The organism is Polymorphospora sp. A560 (genome assembly GCF_045781765.1).
In the GTDB taxonomy this organism is placed as follows: Bacteria; Actinomycetota; Actinomycetes; order Mycobacteriales; family Micromonosporaceae; genus Polymorphospora; species Polymorphospora lycopeni.
The window spans coordinates 3,534,731-3,554,729 of record NZ_CP122282.1; the positions used below are offsets into that span (position 1 = coordinate 3,534,731).

At 69.7% G+C, this 19,999-nt stretch carries 16 protein-coding genes and 1 pseudogene; 12 read left to right on the forward strand and 5 right to left on the reverse strand.

Annotated features, from left to right (window positions below; all coding sequences use genetic code 11):
* Nucleotides 1-372 precede the first annotated feature (372 nt).
* Nucleotides 373-624 (forward strand): SAM-dependent methyltransferase, encoded by a 252-nt coding sequence (locus QCD66_RS15935; protein ID WP_407567178.1) that lies wholly within the window; start codon nucleotides 373-375, stop codon nucleotides 622-624.
* Between the two features lie 301 nt (nucleotides 625-925).
* Here QCD66_RS15935 and QCD66_RS15940 read toward each other — a convergent pair whose 3' ends face one another.
* The 3 genes and pseudogenes from QCD66_RS15940 to QCD66_RS15950 form a co-directional block, all read right to left on the reverse strand.
* The gene (locus QCD66_RS15940; RefSeq protein ID WP_375733847.1) at nucleotides 926-3,676 is read right to left on the reverse strand and encodes a BTAD domain-containing putative transcriptional regulator; all 2,751 of its coding nucleotides are present in this window, start codon (nucleotides 3,674-3,676) and stop codon (nucleotides 926-928) included.
* A 239-nt stretch (nucleotides 3,677-3,915) separates the two neighbouring features.
* A pseudogene (locus QCD66_RS15945) lies at nucleotides 3,916-4,200 on the reverse strand (transposase); the annotation flags it as partial.
* Between the two features lie 65 nt (nucleotides 4,201-4,265).
* Nucleotides 4,266-4,817: a hypothetical protein gene (locus QCD66_RS15950; RefSeq protein WP_375733846.1), complete on the reverse strand. Its 552-nt coding sequence runs from the start codon at nucleotides 4,815-4,817 to the stop codon at nucleotides 4,266-4,268.
* 971 nt (nucleotides 4,818-5,788) lie between these two features.
* Between QCD66_RS15950 and QCD66_RS15955 the strand changes: the two genes are divergently transcribed.
* Nucleotides 5,789-6,256 (forward strand): cellulose binding domain-containing protein, encoded by a 468-nt coding sequence (locus tag QCD66_RS15955; protein ID WP_364218826.1) that lies wholly within the window; start codon nucleotides 5,789-5,791, stop codon nucleotides 6,254-6,256.
* A gap of 277 nt (nucleotides 6,257-6,533) precedes the next feature.
* Here the strand turns inward: QCD66_RS15955 and QCD66_RS15960 are convergent, their stop codons facing one another.
* Entirely contained in the window at nucleotides 6,534-6,947 is a 414-nt protein-coding gene (locus tag QCD66_RS15960) for a hypothetical protein (protein WP_375733844.1), read from the reverse strand.
* Nucleotides 6,948-7,852: 905 nt separating this feature from the next.
* Between QCD66_RS15960 and QCD66_RS15965 the strand changes: the two genes are divergently transcribed.
* From QCD66_RS15965 to QCD66_RS15980, 4 genes are all read left to right on the forward strand, one after another.
* Complete coding sequence (locus QCD66_RS15965; RefSeq protein WP_375733843.1) at nucleotides 7,853-9,274, forward strand: WGR domain-containing protein; 1,422 nt, start codon at nucleotides 7,853-7,855, stop codon at nucleotides 9,272-9,274.
* Nucleotides 9,275-9,518: 244 nt separating this feature from the next.
* Nucleotides 9,519-9,752: a DUF6244 family protein gene (locus tag QCD66_RS15970; protein WP_375733865.1), complete on the forward strand. Its 234-nt coding sequence runs from the start codon at nucleotides 9,519-9,521 to the stop codon at nucleotides 9,750-9,752.
* Nucleotides 9,753-9,883: 131 nt separating this feature from the next.
* A complete protein-coding gene (locus QCD66_RS15975) occupies nucleotides 9,884-10,207 on the forward strand; it encodes a DddA-like double-stranded DNA deaminase toxin (protein ID WP_375733864.1) in 324 nt (107 codons plus the stop codon).
* Nucleotides 10,194-10,412: a hypothetical protein gene (locus tag QCD66_RS15980; RefSeq protein ID WP_364218812.1), complete on the forward strand. Its 219-nt coding sequence runs from the start codon at nucleotides 10,194-10,196 to the stop codon at nucleotides 10,410-10,412. The genes QCD66_RS15975 and QCD66_RS15980 overlap by 14 nt, the downstream gene beginning before the upstream one ends.
* Before the next feature lie 371 nt (nucleotides 10,413-10,783).
* On the opposite strand, the gene QCD66_RS15985 is transcribed toward QCD66_RS15980, so the two are convergent.
* A complete protein-coding gene (locus tag QCD66_RS15985; protein WP_375733842.1) occupies nucleotides 10,784-11,989 on the reverse strand; it encodes a M14 family zinc carboxypeptidase in 1,206 nt (401 codons plus the stop codon).
* Between the two features lie 532 nt (nucleotides 11,990-12,521).
* Here QCD66_RS15985 and QCD66_RS15990 point away from each other — a divergent pair.
* The 6 genes from QCD66_RS15990 (at nucleotide 12,522) to QCD66_RS16015 (ending at nucleotide 19,987) form a co-directional block, all read left to right on the forward strand.
* The gene (locus QCD66_RS15990; RefSeq protein WP_375733841.1) at nucleotides 12,522-12,764 is read left to right on the forward strand and encodes a hypothetical protein; all 243 of its coding nucleotides are present in this window, start codon (nucleotides 12,522-12,524) and stop codon (nucleotides 12,762-12,764) included.
* Between the two features lie 151 nt (nucleotides 12,765-12,915).
* Nucleotides 12,916-15,069, forward strand: coding sequence for a fibronectin type III domain-containing protein (locus QCD66_RS15995; protein WP_375733840.1), 2,154 nt, complete (start codon nucleotides 12,916-12,918; stop codon nucleotides 15,067-15,069).
* 388 nt (nucleotides 15,070-15,457) lie between these two features.
* Complete coding sequence (locus QCD66_RS16000) at nucleotides 15,458-16,600, forward strand: acyl-CoA dehydrogenase family protein (protein WP_364218806.1); 1,143 nt, start codon at nucleotides 15,458-15,460, stop codon at nucleotides 16,598-16,600.
* Nucleotides 16,597-17,493, forward strand: coding sequence for a MaoC family dehydratase N-terminal domain-containing protein (locus tag QCD66_RS16005; RefSeq protein WP_375733839.1), 897 nt, complete (start codon nucleotides 16,597-16,599; stop codon nucleotides 17,491-17,493). The genes QCD66_RS16000 and QCD66_RS16005 overlap by 4 nt, the downstream gene beginning before the upstream one ends.
* A gap of 2 nt (nucleotides 17,494-17,495) precedes the next feature.
* Nucleotides 17,496-18,791: an acetyl-CoA hydrolase/transferase family protein gene (locus tag QCD66_RS16010; RefSeq protein ID WP_375733838.1), complete on the forward strand. Its 1,296-nt coding sequence runs from the start codon at nucleotides 17,496-17,498 to the stop codon at nucleotides 18,789-18,791.
* On the forward strand, nucleotides 18,791-19,987 hold the full coding sequence (locus QCD66_RS16015; protein WP_375733837.1) for an acetyl-CoA C-acetyltransferase: 1,197 nt from the start codon (nucleotides 18,791-18,793) through the stop codon (nucleotides 19,985-19,987). The genes QCD66_RS16010 and QCD66_RS16015 overlap by 1 nt, the downstream gene beginning before the upstream one ends.
* The last annotated feature ends 12 nt before the right edge of the window (nucleotides 19,988-19,999 follow it).

Genomic DNA, 19,999 nt, shown 5'->3' on the forward strand with positions numbered 1-19,999 from the left:
AGGAAGTCCGAAAAGCACGCGGGCGCCGATTCCTGGCGACGCTGCGGTGTTCCTGCCGTATACACCCTGAGAACCGTTTCCGCTCGGGTGACAATGGCTGAGGACGGGACCGTATGCACCGGGGCTCCTGGATCGGTTGGCGGCGTTGCTGAATCCGTCGCGCGATGTCCGGTCGAGGCCCGATGGCCCGCGCCCTCATTTGAGTGCCAGCGAAGGCCGGTGAAGCGGACACGACACGGATGCCGTTGCGCTTAGGTGTGTCCGTGCGGCAGAAGGGTATGGCGATCCACATACAACTTCGGTACAAGTGGCGTACATGCCGATCCTCAAGCCGTGCCATATAGCAGCGCGTGCCGGATAGCTTCACCTAGCGTGCGTGCTTGGCCTAGGTTGGTACTGCTCGAAAGGGCCAGCACTCCGAGAATTGTCATCGACCGGCTACTGGCCGCAGTGCCGTCCGGAAGCTATGTGGCCGTGGCCAACACGACCACGGCGGTCAACGGCGAGGTCACCGCCGAAGCGGTCCGGGCGTGGAGCACCGATGCCCACGCCGAAACTGAAACGGCGAACCCCGAGCGGATCGCCGAGTTCTTCACCGGCCTTGAGAGCGTAGAACCGGGCTGATTCTCATCCTCACGATGGCGCCCCGAGCCGCACGAAGACGGCAGCCCGCCGGTCGAGGTCGACCGGTGGCGCGGAATCGCTCGCAACCCACAATGCGCCCACCTCAAATGGAAATGTCGACGGGTGGGCGCAGCGGGGCGACGCTCGCCAGCGCCTTGTACATCGCTTCTTCCGGAACGCGTCCACGAATGGGCGGTCCGGTCGCCCAACGACTCCGCAGCTGGTGAGGTCCCCGTCGAACGGTGCCGGGTACTGGATGGACAAGGTCTCCGGCATCCGCAGCGTCCGAAGGTGTCGAACCCTAACCTTCTGACTCGTAGCGTTCGAGACGGCGACGTGTCTCCTCGGCCGCCGGGTCGCCCACGTCCTCGTAAATTCGCACGGCCTGACGCCAGGCGGCGGAGGCAGCGGCCCGGTCGCCCATCCCGTCCCGGGTGTCCCCGAGCCGGATGAGGGTTTCCGCCTCGTGATACCGGTCGACGGAATCACGAAAGAGCTGGATCGCCTGCTCGTAGCAGTCGGCCGCGCGGTCGCGATCACCGAGGCGGTCGTAGGCGAAACCGAGGCTGTCCAGCGTGGCGGCCTGGCCGTTGCGGTCGTCGCTGCGTCGTTGCTGGGCGAGTGCTTCGGTGCAGCTCTCGATGGCCTGGACATAGTCGCCGGTGGCGGCCAGCAGCCAACCGATCGCGTTGAGCGTCCGGGCTTCCCCCGAACGGTTGCCGACCAGCCGGTACAGCCGCAGCGCCTCGCGACCGTGTGTGAGCGCCTCGTCGAGCCGGCCGTCCAGGTAGCAGAGTTCGCAGTAGTTGTGCAGCGTCTGGGCCTGACCAGTGGGATCGCCGAGACGTTCGTGCAGCTCAAGTGCGCGTTTCAGCCGGTGCTCGGCGGTGTCGTGGTCGCCGAGTCGGGTCAGTGCGCGGGCGAGCAGCCGGTTGGCGGCGGCCTGCCCGGCCAGGTCGTCGATCTTTTCTGCCGCGGCCAGCGCGACCAGTTGGGTGGCGAGCTGGTCCTGCCACAGGCCGCGCGGTGCCAGGAAGGTGTTCAACGCCCAGGCGATCTGCCAGGCGTACGCTTCGAAGCCGTTCTCAGCGGCCTGCTGGACCACCCGCATCAGCACCCGGTGCTCCGCGGTGAACCAGGCGAGCGCGCCGTCGTGATCGGTCACCGGCCGCCTGCCGGGTACGGGCAGCGGTGGCACCGGCTCGATCGGGGGCCACTGCGGCTGGAGCAGCAGGGCCGCCGGATAGGCGTCGTGCAGGTAGTGGTCGTACAGGCGTGCCCGGGCCGCCTCGTGCTCGTCGGCGCGCTCCGGCGACTCCGCGAGCTCGGCCGCATAGACCCGCAGAAGATCGTGGAAGGCGTACCGGCCGGGCGCGTGCTCGGCCAGCAGATGGAGCCGGGTCAACTCCCGCAGTCGCGGCGTAACGTCCGCGGCCGACACGCCGGCGAGCGCCGCGGCCGCGGCGGGGGTCAGGTCCGGGCCCGGATGGAGCCCCAGCAGGGCGAACAGTCGGGCCGCGTCCTGCCCCAGGGCCAGGTACGACCAGGAGAAGACGCGCCGTACATCGCCGTCGGCCAACGCGTCCAGCCTCGCCTCAGCCGAGTGCAGTTCGGCGGCGATGGCGCCGAGCGGAAACGTGGGATGGGTGGCGACGCGTGCCGCCACTATCGACAGCGCCAGCGGGAGCCGGCCGGTCGCCTCGACGATGTCGGCCACCGCGGCCGGCTCGGAGGCGAGGCGGCCGGCGCCGAGCCGGCTGGCGAGCAGGCTCGTCGACTCCTCGGCGGTGAGCACACTGAGCGTCAACGGCGCCGCGGACTCGGCGGCGATCAGGCCGCCGAGCCGGTCGCGGCTGGTGACCACGACCATGCAGCCGCCGGCACCGGGCAGCAGGGCGCGAACCTGGGCGGAGTCGCGAGCGTTGTCGAGCACCACGAGCATCCGGCGGGAGGCCAGCAGGCTGCGGTAGAGACCCGTCCGGGCCTCCAGGTCGGAGGGTATCCGGGCCTGGGGTACGCCGAGCGCCTCGAGGAAGCCGGACAGGGCGTCGGGCGGCGACACCACCCCGGCTTCGTCGTACCCACGAAGGTTCACGTAGAGCTGGCCGTCGGGGAAGCGGTCGGCCACCCGGTGCGCCCAGTGCAGTGCCAGGGCGGTCTTGCCGACTCCGGCCATGCCGGACACCACAGAGATGACCACTGTCGTAGGCCCCTGCGCCCGGCTGCCCAGGAGAGCGTCGAGGCTGGCCAGCTCGACTCCGCGGCCGACGAACTCCGGCACCGCACGCGGCAGCTGTTCGGGGCGCTGAATGAGCGGCCCCGGTGGCGCGTCCGGTGCCGGCCCGTCCGGCCGCGCTGGCGGGCACGCTGCCAGCCCCGGGCGGTGATGCAGGATGTCGTCGTACAACTTGGTGAGCTCCGGCGCCGGATCGAGGCCGGTCTCCTCCGCCAGCACCTGCCGAGCCTGCCGGAAGGTATCCAGCGCGCCGGCCACGTCACCGATGCGGTAGAGGCCCACCATCAGCTGCCCCCACGCCCGCTGCCGCAGCGGGTGCCGGTCGAGCAGGGCACGCAGCCGGTGTATCACGTCGGCCGGCGCGCCGAGCGTCAACAGTGCCCCGGTGTAGTCCTCCTCGGCGAGCAGCCGGCGCTCCTCCAACTGCGCCACCCGCCGGGCCAGCGCCGCAGGCAGCGGCAGGTCGGACAGCGGGTCCCCACGCCACAGTCCCAGCGCAGCGGAGAGTTCGGCCTCGGCCCGGGTTGCATCCGAGGCGGCGAGAGCGTCGCGGCCCCGCGCCGCCGCGGCGTCGAACAGGTCCAGATCCCGTTCGCCTGGTTCCACCCGCAGCAGGTAGCCGCCGGCGGCAGCGGTTATCCCCTCCCAGGACGTCCCGCCGCCCAGCGACTGCCGCAGGCCGCGTACGTAGGTGCGCAGGTTCGCCGCGGCCGACGCCGGCTGATCGTCGCCCCACAGCATTGCGGCCAACTCGTTGGTGCCGACGATCTCGTTCGGACGCAGCAGCAGGGTGGCCAAGAGGAGACGTTGCTTCACCGAGCCCAGCGGAACTGGCTGGCCATCGCGGTACACGCGGATCGGGCCAAGGAGGTCGAAACGCACAAGCACCTCAAACGTGGGCGCTGTCACCGGGTGCACCGTAACCCGATGACGGGGGCGAGTTGGTAGTCTATCCGTCAGTTGCGCAGCGATTGTCTGGGCTCCACCGTACGTTCGGCCGTCCACACTTTTCCATCGGACAGCGCACTCCACGCGCACTGGATGCGCGACGACCACCCGCCACCGGGGCGCGGCATTCGGATGCGCGCGAGGACCCGAGTGAACTGCGGGCTGTCGCCGCGTTGCCCACCGGTCACCACCACCGCGAGCGGCTTCTGGCCCGGTTCGCAGCCCAGATGCAGCTTGGTGGTCAACCCGCCACGAGAACGACCGAGGGCGTGGTCGGCGGGTTCGTCCTCGACGCCGCCGGGCGGCTCCTTCTGCTCCTACGGTCGAGCGCGGGTGACCGTCGAGTCGATGCTGACATCCCAGTCGATCAGTCCGGCCGCGTTGGCGCTGGCGCCTGTCTGGATGTGTCGCTGGCCGGGACCCCGTAACGGGGTCCCGGCCAGCGGGGCGTTTGGTGTCAGCTGTTCCAGTGTTCGGCAACCAGGTCGGTGGCCTGGGTTTCCCACTGCGCGTAGTGGTCGGGGAAGGCGGAGACCTGCACGGTCTGCGCGGCCTCGGTCAGTGGCATGTCGTGCCAGCCGTCGACCTGCTTGAGGCCGTTGAGGAACGCGGTGGTGGCGTACTCGGGGTCGGTGATCTGCTCGACGGTGCCCCAGCCGGACGACGGTCGCTGCTGGAACAGGCCCTGCGAGTCGTGGTCGTTGCGTTCACCCAGGTGTCCCAGGTTCTCCAGCTTCGACTCCTGCAGGCTGGTCGCGATCGCGATGACCGCGGCGCGTTCGTCCATGCCGTTCTTCTTCGTCGCGGCGATGATGGCCTTGACGTTGTCGGTCTGTTCGGCGCCCAGGGTGATCTGGGACTGCTCGCCCTGCACTGCGGTGGTGGTGACGGCGGCGGAGCGGGTCTGCGGCGTCGCGGCGCTGGCGGCGGTGACGGGGCCGGCGATGACGCCGGTGGCGAAGGTCAGGCCGGTGATGCCGAGAATCGTCTTGCGCAGGATCGTGTTCATGGGGGTGCTCCGTTCGTGGGGGGATGACGCCGACTGGGGGAGGTCGGCGTACGGGTCCGCGAAAGGTGCGGTGGGAAAGTCTGTGGGGTCACCCGTTGGTGCTCGGGTGGGTCGGGGATGTGTAACGACCGGGGGTGGTCGTTCATTCCAACCGACCTGCCCGGAGGCTGAGCTCACGGGGCGGTGGTGCTGGGTGCGTCGGGGATGTGTAACGACCGGGGGCCGGCCGTCATTCCGTCGACGTGGTCCGGGACCGGGAGGTTCGTTGTCCTGCTCGGTCCGCCAGGGTGTGTAACGACCGGGGCCTGGCCGGCATTCCGCCGGCCGGGCTTGACCGGCTACGCAGGGTGGGTCGTAACGGACATCGGGCGCATCGGTCCCGCTGGCCGTCGAGAGTGCCGTCCGCGGATGTGGCTGCGTGGAGCCGTACCGGGGTTGTCTGTTATTGGGTGGGCGGTTATGTAGCGTGTGGTGTGGGCGAGTGCGAGTTGGGTGGTTTGCGGCGGCGTTGGATGGTGTGGGTGATGTGTTGCCGCATGGCCGGGGTGACGTGGCTGTAGATGCCGCGGATGCCGGGTACACGGTGGCCGAGTCGCTGGGCTCACTGATGTCAATGGCCAGTGAGATCGGACTCTGACACGGTTTCGGCGATCGCGACTGGTCGATGGTGGATTATGTGTGGTGTCCAATGCTGGAGTCTGCGGCGGGTTCCTTTCGCATCTGTCCAGGTTGTGGGTGACGAACGTATCGGCGATGGGTTCGACGGTACGGATGTACGCCCAGAGGCGTCGAAGTCGCATAGCGCCGGCTGCCCGCTCGCGTCGCGTAGGAGGTCGGGGCCGCAGGCTTGACAATCGAAGGTGATCGATTAGTGTTGGTGCCTGCGAGGCGAACCGGACAATCAGCGGCGACTGGCGCCCCTCGTTCCGCCGCGCTGCCGTACGCCGATCTCCGGAGGAATCGCAGCCACCATGAGACTGAAGAGCAGCCTTCTCGGTGTCGCCGCGGCGGCTGTAACGCTGGCCGCCGCCCTGCACGGCGCCAGCGCGCCGACCACCGTGCCGGCCAGCACGGCTCTGCCGGCCAGCACCGCTGTACCGACCAGCCCGTCGCCGACCGGGGCCGCCTGCAGCGTCCGCTACTCGGTCTACACCTGGGACACCTACCTGACGAGCAGCATCACCATCACCAACACCAGCGGAACCCCGATCACCTCCTGGGTGCTGAAATTCCCGCTGCCCGCCGGACAACGCATCACCAGCGGCTGGAACGCGGTGTACTCGCCGTCCAGCGGCAGGGTCACGGCCCGTGGCCTTGACGACCACGTCATCATCGGGCCGGGCGGCGCGATCGCCATCGGGTTCGTGGCCACCCACACCGGTGGCACCGACAGCCCGTCCTCGTTCACCCTCAACGGGACGCCCTGCTCACTCGGCTGAGCCGCCGATCAGTCAGGGCGGCCGGGGCGGGCTACCGTTGCCGGCAAACGGCCGCCGGGCTGGAGGCGGGTTCCGGCACGGCGGCTTGGTTTGCGAGTACGGCGGGTTGAGTTTGTTAGCGCGTTCGGGCGCCGGATGTCAGTTGCTTTCAGCGCCACCGACTTCCGGTCGGAGTCGGTGTCAATGAGTTTCGGCGCCAGTCGCGGTGACCCTTGCACGCGGAAGGTCGACCAGGCCGGCCAGACGCTACTGCCGGGCAGCGGGGCGGGTGCAGAGGTCAGCCGGTCACGGTCCATCCGAGGCTGTTGCACCCCGGGCAGTACAAGACCCACTCGGGTTCCTGTCCATCGCGCCAGGGCAAGATCGTCCCCTGCGAGAGCGTCACCTTGCCCCGGCCGCAGCATCGGTCGCAGGTGGCTGCGAGTTGCGGCCGCAAAGGCTTCAGGTAAGCAAGTTCCGGATACTGCTCAGCGGCTCTGGCCAGCGCGAAGTCGCGCTCGGCTTGATCGGCCAGCCGCAACGGGCCGTCCTCCTCGTCATTCATGACGACATCGCCCGCCGGGGTCAAGTACATGACGGGTCCCAAGCTGTTGAACAGGGGGAGGTGCCCTGGACGGGCAAGGCCGCCACGCCAGTCAGGTGCTTGGGCAGTCTCCTCGATCAGTCGATCGATCAGTTCAGCGTTCGTCATGTGACCTCCTGGGGCGCAGCATACGAAGCAGCCGCCAGCGCGTCGCGCGTTCCCGCGCGAATGCCTTTCACGATCATTCGTGCTTCTTGATCGACACGCGTACTCTCACGCTTTGGATCGTTGGCATGGGCCTTGACCTTGGGTTTGTTACTGGGTATGAGCGCCACCGGACAGCGGCCTCGATCGGGTGAGTCGATGTAAGCGAGTTTCGGCGCCACCGGCGCGGTGGGAGCATCGGCTGGTCGGGGCGGAGGTCCGCCGATGCCGCCGATGTCGAAGATGTCGAAGGTCGAACTGTTCGCGGCGATTCGCAGGGGCTCGCGAGCGGGTCGGCTACCGCGTGACCGGGCTCGACGACGCGGATAGATCCGCCGAGCTGTCGTTCGCGGTCCGTGGCCTGACCATCGCGGCCGTGGTCAACGTGGCCAACGGCGTCAAACTGTCGGTCACCGAGGATCCGTCGACCGGCTCGTTCAGCGCGGCGATCGGCACGACCGGCACTCAGAAGGCCCTACAGGCACAGATCGTCGCGACCGGCCCCGACAGCAACGTCGTACGAGGCCAGTGGAGCGCCACGACACAGGGGTCACCGGTCAACGGGACCATCAGCATCCCTCTTCCCGGCCGGCGTGAACCTGGACCCGGTCGTGCAGCTGCTGGAGCTGGACTCCACCGGCCTCGACCAAGCCACCGCCGACCGCCGCAGCCGCGTCATCCCGCTCTGACATCGGCTGGTCCCTGGTGCGGCCGGCGGGGTAGCACAGGTCGCACCAAGGTCCGGTGGGGACCTGCCGCTCAACCCGCGCCTCAGACGCAAGACCGAGGTGCGGATCTTGTCGGTGGGAGCGGTTAGCGTGGGCACGCCACCCGGTCAGGGCCGGCGCCGACCCCCTCGGAGGACCCGCATGTCGCAGGAGACGACCTACCTCGAACTGTCCGAATCGGACGGTGGAGCGCACAAGTTCTACGAGGTGGTGGTCGACGACACCACCCTGACCGTGAGCTACGGCCGGATCGGCGACCAGGGCCAGGTGAAGACCACCGGCTACCCCGACAATGCGCGGGCGCGGGCCGCCGCCGCGAAGAAGATCGGCGAGAAGGTCCGCAAGGGGTACGCCCCGGCGGTGCGCGGCGTGCGCCAGAAGCGGTCCGTCTCCCGGCGGCAGATCGTCAGCACCCGCTCGACCGCCCGCACCGCCCCGGTGCTCTGGCGGTACAACTCCGGTGCCCCCGCGTTCGGCATCTTCATCGACGGCCGCACCTGCATGGTGGGCAACGAGCGCGGTGTGATCACCACACTTGACCACGACGCCCGAGTCCTGGACCAGGTCCGCCTCCCCGACGGGGTCAAGTGCATCGTCGCCGACGACGCCTGGATCTACGCCGGCTGCGATGACGGCAACGTCTACGACCTCTCCGGCAAGATCCCCCGAGTGGCGTACGCCATCGCCCCCGACATCGACATCTACTGGCTGGACATCCACGACGGCGTACTCGGGGTCTCCGACGCCGACGGCGGCATCGCCGCCATCGACCACGAGGACGAGTTCCTCTGGCGCCGGGGTGGGCGCGGCAAATCGGCCTGGATGGTCCGCTGCGACACCGACGCCGTCTACCACGGCGACTCCACCGGCGTCAGCCGGTACGACTGGCGCACCGGACAGGAGCAGTGGCACACCCGTACCGGCTCGGTGCTGTTCGGCTGGCAGGAGCGCGACGCCGTCTTCGCCGGCACCGCGACCCGCGAGGTGGTCCGGATCGGCAAGAACGGCCGCGCCGCCCAGACGTACCGCGCCGACGCGCCGGTCTTCTCCTGCGCCACCGCCGAGGACGGCCGGTACGTCTTCGCCGGCGACAGCCAGTCCTCGATCTACTGCTTCGCCGCCGACGGCACCCGGCTGTGGAAGCTCGGCACCGGCTGCGGCTCGGCGTACTCGATGCAGTACCACGACCAGCGGCTCTACGTGGTGACCACCAGCGGCCAACTCGCCTGCATCGACGCCAGCGAGCCGGCGATCCGGGCGGCTGAGGAGGGCAACGTGCCCGACGTGGTCGACGTCAAGGCCCCCACCCGGATGCCGGAGCCGGCTGCGGTGACCCAGGTCGAGGTGGTCGCCGACGCCAGCAACGGCGTGATGGTGGAGTGCGTGGAGGAGGGCGGCCGGCTGCGGGTGCACGTGCTCAGCACCGGCTACCACCGGGGCTGGTCGGTGCAGTTCCCCAAGGGCATCCGCGAGCCCGGGGCGCGCTACCTGGTCACCGACGTCCGCGAGGCCGGCCGGGGCGGCTTCTACCGCGCATACGGCGACATCCGCCGCCTGCGGTGACACCAGGGACCCAAGCCCCCCGAACCTGCCGGCTGGCGTCGCGCGACGGTCCCACCAACGCGGGAATTGACCGAGGGCTGAGGGATCAGCCCTCGGTACGTCGTCGACGCTCAGGACGATCTTGCCGCAGGTCCAGACGGAGATCGGGGGCCTGGCTGTCCTGGCGGGTGAGGCCACAACGGTCTTGGCTGCCGTCCCGCGGCAGTCGACCCCGCAGGAAACCGTCGCGATGCTCCGCCCAGTGATGGAGAAGCTCAACGGGATCCGTGCTGGAGTCGGTGGTTGTATTGGGCAGGTCGACCAGGCCAAGCAGAAGGCCGCGGCGGTCCTGCACGGTGGCGATCCTGGGCCTCTGCTGGCCAGGCTGGATGCGATCCTTCAGGTCCTGGCCGGGGTTGGTCAGCACGTCGACGCTGCCAGGGAGCAGGTCGAGGCGGCGATCGGCGAGGCGAGAAGGGCCGGTAGCTCGGGAAACTGACTTCGGGTGGCGGACAGAGGGTCGTCCCGGCACCCGTGACAGCACCGGCTCGAATACCACCGAACCGTTCCGCAGTCGAAGAAATCCGTCGGTACGTCGGGCGGGATGTGGCCGCAGGGCGTTTGTACGACGTGGACGGGCGACCTCTGACGCCTCTCGTCGGGCCGGGTGACACCGGTGCGGCGGAAGATCTTGCCGCGCCGCGCCGGTCGATGCGTTTCGTTCACCACGTGGAGTCGAACGCGACCGCGTACATGCGCCGGCACGGCGTGCGCTCGGCGGTTCTCTACATGAACATGCGACCCTGTCAGGGCGAGGACGGCTGCACCGAGAACCTCAAGGCGACGCTGCCGGTAGGTTACCGGGTGACCGTCTACCAGGTGTACGGCAACGGGTCCGTGCGGCTGTGGGACTTCAAAGGGACCGGGGAGGGACTGACCGATGATCGACGCTGACGACCGCCAGGTGTGGGCCGACCCCGCAACCCTGGCCGCGCTGAACGAGCGGGTGCACGACCTCGACACGCACGAGCTGACTGCCTACGCCGCGTCGCGCGGCGTCCGGCCGCCCGACGACCGCCCTGGCTGGTACATCGTGCTGGAGTATGCCCCCGATCTGACTGAGCGCGGTCTGTTCTGGGTCGGCCCCGACGACGAGTGACTATCGCGATGTCCGGATAGGTGGCGATACGGAAGCCCGGTTGCTGGTGCCGGGTGCATCTTCCCGGATCATCCGGCCGCGAGGAAGGCTCCCCGGCTGCTGGCGTGCGTCACGCCCGGACCCCTGACCCGGATCTGGCGCGACGCACAAGGTCACCGACGACGACACCGACGCCATGCTCGCCCTCGGCAAACGCTGGTGTACAGCCCTGGGCGTCGATCCCGACACCGCACCACCCCGGCGGCGGCATGACCGTCACGGCGAACCCTGCCGGCGACCTCACGACGCCCGGAGGCCACCCCCCATCGCTGGGAAGTGGCCTCCGGGCGTGATCACCCGGTGCGGCTGGCTGCCGTACCGGCTCTACGGCCTCACCAGTACTTGGGCAGCTGGTAGAAATCGGCGTGGTTCAGGTTGTCGACGGACCCATCCGCCATCCGCTCGGCGATCCCGACGATGCCGGCCTCGACGGCCTTGGTCAGCTGGCCCTTCTGCTTCTGGCCCCAGGCGTGGGACTGGCCGCGCACCTCGAACAGGACGGTCGCGCTGCCGTTGAGGGCGAACGCCGACCGGGCCTGCCCGGCGTAGTCGCGGTCGAAGCTGTACCCGTCGGCGACCTGGTAGTGCACGTACTGGCTGACCCCGCCGACGAACGGCGAGTTCTGGGCGTTGCCGTTGCCGCCGTGCTGGATCATGCCCTGGGCGGCGGCAAGCGCGTGCCGACGGGAGCTGTCCTGGTCGAGCAGCGGCCAGTCGGCGTACCGCGGGTTGCCGTCGATCTCGGAGCCGAGCGGCGGAAAGTCCAGGGCCACCGTCACGTACTGGTCGCTGTCGTTGTTCTGGTTGCACGGGCCCATGTGGTGCAGGTCGACGTAGGTATCGACCTTGCCGAACTCGTTGCGCAGGTCGACGTACAGGTCACGCAGCGCCCGGGACTCGTTGGTCACGAACATGCCGGGGAGGGTCTCGTTCGCGGGCCGAGTCGCCGGCGACGGCTCGGCGGTGAGGTCCGCACTGAAGTCGCGGTTGACGTCGAAGCCCTGTGCGCCGTTGCTGTAGTAGTACGGCGGAGTCGTCCCGGCCAGCTGCGGGAACTTCTCGACCGCCTCGCTCCACGGGAAGTCGTTCTGCCGACGGTTCAGCTCCGCAGCGTCGGGGTTGAACTTCGGGACGGCGACGACGGTCAGGTTCTCGCGGATCAACTGGGCCTGCGGGCTGCCGCTGGACCCGAGGGTCTTGAGCATGCTCAGCAGCGCCTCGGTGCCGGTCTTCTCGTTGCCGTGGATCTCGCTCGTGATCAGGAGCACGCGGTCACCGGTGCCGACCCGGGCCGCGTAGATGTCCCGGCCCCGCTGGGACTGTCCGATGACGTCCACGTCGACGCGGCCGTGGCTGGTCGCCTCGATCTGGGCGAGTTGCTTGCCGAGCTCCTCGTAGTTCGTCCAGCCGGAGGCGGAAGGATTACCGGGCAGATTCTCGCAGTTGGCGTTTCCGTTCTCCGCTGCCGAGGCCGGCGCGAACAGGGTTACGGCACACATTGTTGCGACAGTTGTCGACAGCAAAAGACGTCGGTTCATCAGATCTCCTCTAGGTGAAGAAGTTCAGTGTCCGGTTCATCATTCGGGCGTCATTCGGTTGCCCGGCTCCCATGATTAACCTGCTCCTTCTGAGTGCACATCGCCTGCGTACGGCCGGTTCGGTGAGGTGGCCACGCCAATTGACGTATGGCAAACCTAAAGTCCTCGGTGAATTGGATCGCTCCCAGGCGGAGCCACTTGAGAAAATCTTGAGTTTCATGGCGGTCGAGGTGGTGTCGCGTTGGTTGACCCCGGTCGGACCCCAGACCTAAGGCCCAATGCCGCTTCCTTAAGCTCAGTGTGTTCCGTCGTGGCTGGGGGAGCCTCGTATCGTCAGGGCGGCGCGGGACAGGTTGCCGGATCGGGTGGCGATTGGGGTGTTGACCAAGACGTTCCGCCGGAACCCGCTTCACCAACACCACACCCGACACCGTCCTCAGCTACGGCGACCTCATCCTGGTACTGCCGAACCGGTACCGGACACGTTCCGGGAGGTGCCGGCGCAGATCGAAGGCCGGTTCCGCTGCTCGTGTTGACCCTCGACCGGCAGATCCCGGTCCAGTTCGACCACCACTCCCAGGCGCCGGCGTGGCGGGCCCGCACCGTGGCCGCCCTCAAGACCCTGCACACCTACGCCACCGTCCGAGCCGCCGGCGGTGACCCCGAGACCGCCCCGGCCGACCTGCTCGCGTGGTGCCGCGCCGGCGCGGTCCTGCTGAACCGTCGGCGGCCCGCCACTGTGGGCAGTCGCCCGGCGGGACGCAAGAGATTCTGAGTGGCGTTCCCCACATTGTCGGCGAACCGATAGTCGTCGGCCGTTCGGAGATCCACATGACAGCCTCGGCATGGCCGACGCCTGTCCAGAATGGATAGAGCGGCTCGGGCGGTCCGGGGGGGCGCCGCCCTCTCCACAAGAGAGGGAGCTAGTGAGAAGACGTATCCGTGCCGCGATGTTCGCGGCGCTCGCCACGACGGGGGGACTCGTGGTGCAGGCGACACCTGCCCACGCCGGGCCCTTCTGCGAACGGCCGAACCCGCCGCCGGCCTGCGACCCCGGTGGCCCCGGCCTGCCCCCGATCGGCAGCCTGAGCACGGCGACCCGGGTGCCGGCCGGTATCCAGGTGACCGGCTGGGCCGAAGACGCGGACGGCGGCAACGTCCTGGTCAACATCAGCATCGGCGGCCGGAAGGTCGGATCGGTGACGACCGCCGCCAACGGCCAGTTCGCGGGCACCGTGCCGGCGGTGGCCGGCGCGAACGTGTGTGCCACCGCGATCAACAACGGTGCGGGCCACGACGCGGGGATCGGCTGCCGGACGCTGAACGTCGCGGTCGACCCGGTCGGCATACTGGAACCGCTGGAGCGGGTCGGCACGTCGCTGACGCTGCGCGGCTGGGCCGTCGACGGCGACACTAACGCCGCCGTCGAGGTCCGGGTCTACCACGGTGACCAGCTCGTCGGCGGCAAGCTCGCGAACCAGCAGCTGCCCGGAACGTTGGCCGACTACCCGGCGTACGGCACCGCCCGTGGCTTCAGCATCTCGGTGCCGGAGCGGCCGACCGACGGCGACCACACCGTCTGCGTACGGGCCGTCAACGTCGGAGCCGGTGCGGACAAGGTGCTCGGGTGCCACACGTACTCGGTGCGGCACAACCCGTTCGGCGCCCTCGACGAGGTCACCCGGGTCGGCGACAAGGTGCGGGTGCGCGGCTGGTCGGTCGACCCCGACGAGCTGACGACCCCGACCCAGGTCGACCTCTACCACGACGGCACCTGGGTCCGTAGCGTGATCGCGGACGGTCACCGTTCCGACCTGGACCCGCGGTACGGCACCGCGCGCGGCTTCGACATCGCGGACCTGCCGGCGACGATGGTGCCGGGACCACACCGGATCTGCGCGTACGCCATCAACCGGTCGTACGGGACGGTCAACACGGAACTCGGCTGCCGGGACTACACGCTGCCGGCACCGGTCGTCGCGCCCACCATCCTGCCGTTCGGCGAATGGGGCATCAAGGCGACCAGCATCTCGTTGGGCTGGCGGGACAACTCGACCACCGAGGACGGCTACCGGGTCGAGCGGTCGGTGGCCGGTGGCCCCTGGACCGAGATCTGGCGTGCCACCGTACCGGCGACCGGGACGACCGACCGGGACCTGACCCCGGGCACCCGCTACTGCTACCGGGTCATCGCGTTCAACGTGGTCTCCGAGGCGGCGGCGGAGGTCTGCGCCACGACCCTGCTGCCCCGGCTAGCCAACCCGACCGGGCTGACCGTGACCGGCCGGACCGACTCGACGATCACGATCAGCTGGCAGGACAACGCCGACAACGAGGCCGAGTACGTCGTCGCCTGGCGGCCGGTCGGCAGCACGAACCCGGCCACGACCGTGGTGCTGGCGGCGAACCCGGGAACCGGCCAGATGACGTACACGATCACGGGTCTGAGCGCCACGACCCGGTACGACTTCGGCGTTTATCCCCGCCGGTCCGGCCACGAGCTGGGTTCGTCCGCCGACGGCACCGCCTGGACAACGGGCCGGCCGAAGGTCGACCACTTCACCTCGTCGGCGACTGCCGTGCACGCGTGCGCCAACACCTCGGTCAACCTCACCTGGCGCGTGACCGGGGCGGACCGGGTGGTGGTCAGGAGGGGCGGTACCACCCTCTCCGACATCCCGTACGGCGGTGTGGGCACCTGGGAGGGCAGCGTCGGGGGTGGCACGCACGACGGCAACGTGACCTACACGCTGACCGCGTACGCCCCGGACGGCCGCACCTACTCGACGGACCTCACGGTGGCGCGGACCAGCAACTACCCGTTGCTCGCCGCGCTCGACTTCGAGAACGTCGGCTACCAGACCCTGGAGGCGTGGTACAAGGACATCAACGGCAACCTGCTCCAGCGGGCCGCCACCATCGCACCCCGTAGCCGGCTTCTCATTCCGCTGTCACACTGCAACCTGGTACGGCTCGAGGTGATCGACCCGAGGACCGGGTACGTCGCGTGGCGGCATCCTACGGGAGGGATCATCCTCGGCCACCACGAGGGCTTCATCCAGACGGGGAAGGGCGCCTGACCTGATCTGACCGACCCACCGGGGCCGGTGGGACCGCGTACGTGCGGTTCCACCGGCCCTTCGTCGTACCCGGGATGGCTCGGTGTCCACAACAGAGTTCTGGACTGCGATCCGGTCCGGTGTGATGACCGAGGACGCCGCCGTGGCGGGCGGGCGTGTCGTCGCCGGTCGGGTTCCGGTGGTTTCCGCCGGTCGCCACCGGCGAGGTCGCCCCGGATGGTCCGACCCTTCGTGTACGCGTACGCGCACTCCGCAGCCGATGCTGCGCTCAAGTCAAGGGGCGGGCGTCCGCCTGTGGTGAGCCACTTGTTCTCGCGGCATGGCCTCTTGACGTGCACGTAACGTGGAGTCAATATATGGCTATGATGCGCATGGATAGGGGTCGGACGTGACGGAGGAAGAGAGCGAGATCGTCGACACCGTGGCCCGCTTCGTCGATCGCGAGGTCCGCCCGACAGTCCGGGACATCGAACACGCCAACGACTACCCGGAGGCGTTCATCGAGGAGATGAAACGCCTCGGGATCTACGGCCTGCTGGTTCCCGAGGAGTACGGCGGTATCGACGCGTCGATGGAGTGCTTCGTCGCGGTCACCGAGCAACTGGCCCGCGGCTGGATGAGCCTGGCCGGCGCCATGGGTGGGCATTCCGTCGTGGTCTACCTCCTGCGCACGTTCGGGACCGCCGAGCAGCGGTCCAGATACCTGCCAAGCCTCGCGACCGGGCAGATCCGGGCGACGATGGCGCTCACCGAGCCTGGCGGCGGTTCGGACCTGCAGGCCATGCGCACCGTCGCGACCAGGCACGGTGACGGCTTTCTGGTCAACGGGACCAAGACCTGGATCAGCAACGCGCGGCGGGCCGGGCTCGTCGCCCTCCTGCTCAAGACCGATCCCGCCGCGCGGCCCGCCCACAAGGGGGTGAGCGTGCTACTCGTCGAGCCAGCGCACGGCTACACGGTGTCACGGGATATCCCCAAGCTCGGCTACAAAGGCGTCGAGGCGTGCGAGGTGGTGCTCGACGACGTGTTCGTACCCGGGGACGCGGTCCTCGGCGCCGCAGAGGGCGCCGGCTTCGCACAGATGATGCGTGGCCTCGAGGTGGGCCGGATCCAGGTCGCCGCCCGCGCGCTGGGAGTCGGACAGGCCGCGCTGGACGACTCGATCAGCTACGCACAGGAACGCGAGACCTTCGGCAGACCGATCTGGCAGCACCAGTCGATCGGCAACTATCTGGCCGACATGGCGACCAGCCTGCGGGCCGCCCGCCTGCTGACCCTCGACGCGGCCCGGAAGATCGACTCCGGCGGGCGTGCCGACCTGGAGGCCGGGATGGCGAAGCTGTTCGCCAGCGAGACGGCGATGCAGATCGCCCTCGACGCGGTCCGCGTCCACGGCGGCTACGGCTACTCGACCGAGTTCGACGTCGAGCGGTACTTCCGGGACGCCCCACTGATGATCGTCGGCGAGGGCACCAACGAGGTTCTGCGCACCGTCATCGTCCGACAGTTGATCGAACGGGCGAACCGGTGACCGGCCCGGACCCCGCCGCGCCGGGCTTCGCGGCCGGGATCGAGGCGTGGCGGCCGCCAGACATGCACGAGCACGACACCATCACGGCCGGTCCGGCCGCCGGCTTCGCCGCCCTGCTCGACCAGCCGTCGCCGGTACGCGCCGACGGCGACCTGTTGCCCCCGCTCTGGCACTGGTTCTACTTCCCGGTCCACCATCCGCAGGCGGCACTGGGCCCGGACGGCCATCCCCGGGACACCGGCTTCATGCCACCGGTCGACTACGGCCGCCGGCTGTTCGGCGGTGGCCGAATGTGGACGTACGGCGGGCTGCGCTGCGGCGACGAGGTTCAGCGCCGTACGTCGGTGGCAGCGGCGCGGACCCGGACCGGGCGCAGCGGCGAGATGCTCATCGTCACCTTGCGGTCGGAGCTGTCGGTGGCCGGCGAACTGCGACTGGCTGAGGAACGCGAGGTCGTCTACCTGGCCGACCCCCGAGGCGCCCGCCCCGAAGGGTCGGATCCGAACCGGCCGGTCCCCGGGCAAGTGGTGCCGGCCGAGCCGGAGCCGACCTGGCGGCTGTCGATACCGCCCGATCCGGTGCTGCTCTTCCGGTTCAGCGCGCTGACCCACAACACCCACCGGATCCACTATGACCGCTCCTACGCCACAGACGTCGAGGGACAACCGGGGCTGCTCGTGCACGGGCCGCTGCTGGCGTTGCTCCTGCTCGAGCTGCCGCGCCGGCACGAGGTACCGGTCACGTCGTTCGACTGGCGGGTGCGGCGACCGGTCTTCGACCACGAGACGATCGAGTGTCGCGGCGACCGGTCCGGCGACTCGGCACGGCTGTCGGCCTCCGCCGGCGGAGGCGGGGACCGGGTATCCGGGCAAGCCACACTGGCCGGCGGTTAGCCGTGCCGACCGAGATCCCGCTCGCCGATCTGGACCTACGGCGCCATGTCCGGGCCGGTGACACGGTGCTGTGGGGGCAGGGCTGCGCCGAACCGCGGCCACTGGTCGAGCGGCTGCTGGCCGACCGGGCGGACATCGGCCCGTTCCGGTGCTTTCTCGGCATCCCCGCCGCCGACACCGTACGCCCCGAGCACACCGACGTGGTCTCGTTCGTGTCCTACTGCGGTACCGGGGCCAACCGCGAGCTGATCCGGGCCGGCCGGCTCGACATCCTGCCCGGCCACTACTCCACGCTGCCGCAACTGTTTGCCTCGGATGAGTTCCGCATCGACGTGCTACTGCTTCTGGTGCCGCCGCCCGACCCGGACGGGACCTTCCGGTACGGCCTCGCGCAGGAGTACCTGACCGCCGCCCTCGCGCGCGCCCGCGTGGTGATTGCCGAGGTCAACGAACTGGTGCCCCGGGTGGAGTGCGGCGGCCGGCTGGACCCGGACCGGATCGACGTCGTCGTGCCGACGCGGCGACCACCGGTCGAGATGCCGTCCAGGCCGCCGGCGCAGATCGACCTCGCGATCGCACGCCGGGTGGCGGAACTCGTGCCCGACGGGGCGACGCTGCAGGTCGGTCTCGGCTCGCTTCCGTCGGCGATTCTGGCGCAACTGGCCAATCATCGCGACCTGGGTGTCCACTCCGGTCTGGTGACCGACGCGGTCGTGGACCTGATGTCGGCAGGCGTGGTGACCGGCCGACGCAAGACCGTCGATCGCGGCAAGGTGGTGACCGGCCTGCTGATGGGGACCGAGCGGCTCTTCCGGGCCGCCGGACACGATCCCGCCTTCCAGTTGCGGGAGACGACCTACACCCATGATCCGGAAGTGCTGGCGGCCCAGCACCGGTTCGTCGCGGTCAACTCCGCGCTACAGGTCGACCTGACCGGGCAGATCAACGCCGAGGAGGTGGGTGGGGAGTACGTCGGCGCGGTCGGCGGCGCGGTGGACTTCCTGCGCGGGGCGCGGCGGTCGCCCGGCGGCGTACCCGTCGTCGCGCTCCCGGCCACGTCGCGGGGAACCTCGCGGATCGTCGTCCAGTTGAGCGGGCCGGTCAGCACCGCCCGCAGCGACGCCTGCGTGGTGGTTACCGAGCACGGAGTCGCCGACCTGCGCCGGCTCACCCTCGCCCAGCGCCGCGAACGGATGCTGGCGATCGCCGCGCCGGAACACCGGCCCGCCCTTGCGGAGTCGCTTCGGGCGTCGGCGTCGCCCGCACGGTCGGGAACCACGAGAGCAGGAGGTCGATGATGAGGCGAGCCGCGATCGTCAGCCCGCTGCGTACCCCGGTCGGTGCGTTCGGCGGGGCGCTGCGTCCCGTACCGGTGGAGGACCTCGCCGCGACGGTGGTCCGCGCGGTCGTCGAACGGTCCGGCGTCGATCCCGGATCGATCGGCGACGTGGTGTTGGCGCAGTCCTACGCGAACTCGGAGACACCGTGCGTGGGTCGCTGGGTGGCACTGCACGCCGGCCTGCCCGAACACGTTCCGGGCCTGCAGATCGACCGGCGTTGCGGCGGCGGCCTGCAGGCGGTGGTGACGGCGGCGATGATGGTGCAGACCGGTGCCGCGGACTGTGTGGTGGCCGGCGGCGTCGAGTCGATGAGCAACATCGAGCACTACACGACCGACGTGCGCTGGGGTCGGCGGTCCGGCGGCTCGGTCCTGCACGACCGGCTCGACCGCGGCCGGCAGCGGTCGCAACCGGAATGGCGGCACGGACCCATCTCGGGAATGATCGAGACGGCGGAGAACCTGGCCGCCCGCTATGACATCTCCCGCGCCGAGTCCGACGCGTTCGCGGTGGTCAGCCACCGGCGCGCCGCGGCGGCCTGGGCGGCCGGCCGGTTCGACGCCGAGGTGGTGCCGGTCGAGGTTCCTCGCCGCCGGGGTGATCCGGTGCCGTTCACGACCGACGAGGGCATCCGTCCGGACACCGACGCGACGGCGCTCGCCGGACTCCGGGCGATCCGGGCCGGTGGCACGGTGACCGCCGGCAACGCCGCGCAGCAGAACGACGCGGCGGCCGCCTGCCTGGTGGTGGCCGAGGACGCCCTCGACCGGCTCAACCTGGAGCCGGTGGGGTTCCTGGTCGGATGGGCGGCGGCGGGCTGCGATCCGGCGCTGATGGGAATCGGGCCGGTGCCGGCGACCGCCCGCCTGCTCGCGGCGACCGGCCTGCGGCTCGACGACTTCGACCTGATCGAGGTCAACGAGGCGTTCGCCTGCCAGGTGCTCAGCGTGCTGACCGAGTGGGGCCTGCGAGACGACGAGCGGGTCAATGTCAACGGGGGCGGGATCTCGCTCGGTCATCCGATCGCCGCCACCGGCGTACGGATCATGACCTCGCTCCTGCACGAGCTGCGCCGGCGTCGTGGCCGGTACGCCCTGGAGACGATGTGCGTCGGTGGCGGGCAGGGCATGGCCGCCGCGTTCGAGCGGGCCTGACGCCCGCCCGCG

What these genes read in the sequence shown, in the direction of transcription:
- QCD66_RS15985 (WP_375733842.1), bottom strand. Translation starts at nt 11,989, where the DNA reads ATGAACCGACGTCTTTTGCTGTCGACAACTGTCGCAACAATGTGTGCC.
- QCD66_RS15950 (WP_375733846.1), bottom strand. Translation starts at nt 4,817, where the DNA reads ATGAACACGATCCTGCGCAAGACGATTCTCGGCATCACCGGCCTGACC.
- QCD66_RS15965 (WP_375733843.1), top strand. Translation starts at nt 7,853, where the DNA reads ATGTCGCAGGAGACGACCTACCTCGAACTGTCCGAATCGGACGGTGGA.
- QCD66_RS15970 (WP_375733865.1), top strand. Translation starts at nt 9,519, where the DNA reads ATGGAGAAGCTCAACGGGATCCGTGCTGGAGTCGGTGGTTGTATTGGG.
- QCD66_RS15980 (WP_364218812.1), top strand. Translation starts at nt 10,194, where the DNA reads ATGATCGACGCTGACGACCGCCAGGTGTGGGCCGACCCCGCAACCCTG.
- QCD66_RS15960 (WP_375733844.1), bottom strand. Translation starts at nt 6,947, where the DNA reads ATGACGAACGCTGAACTGATCGATCGACTGATCGAGGAGACTGCCCAA.
- QCD66_RS15955 (WP_364218826.1), top strand. Translation starts at nt 5,789, where the DNA reads ATGAGACTGAAGAGCAGCCTTCTCGGTGTCGCCGCGGCGGCTGTAACG.
- QCD66_RS16015 (WP_375733837.1), top strand. Translation starts at nt 18,791, where the DNA reads ATGAGGCGAGCCGCGATCGTCAGCCCGCTGCGTACCCCGGTCGGTGCG.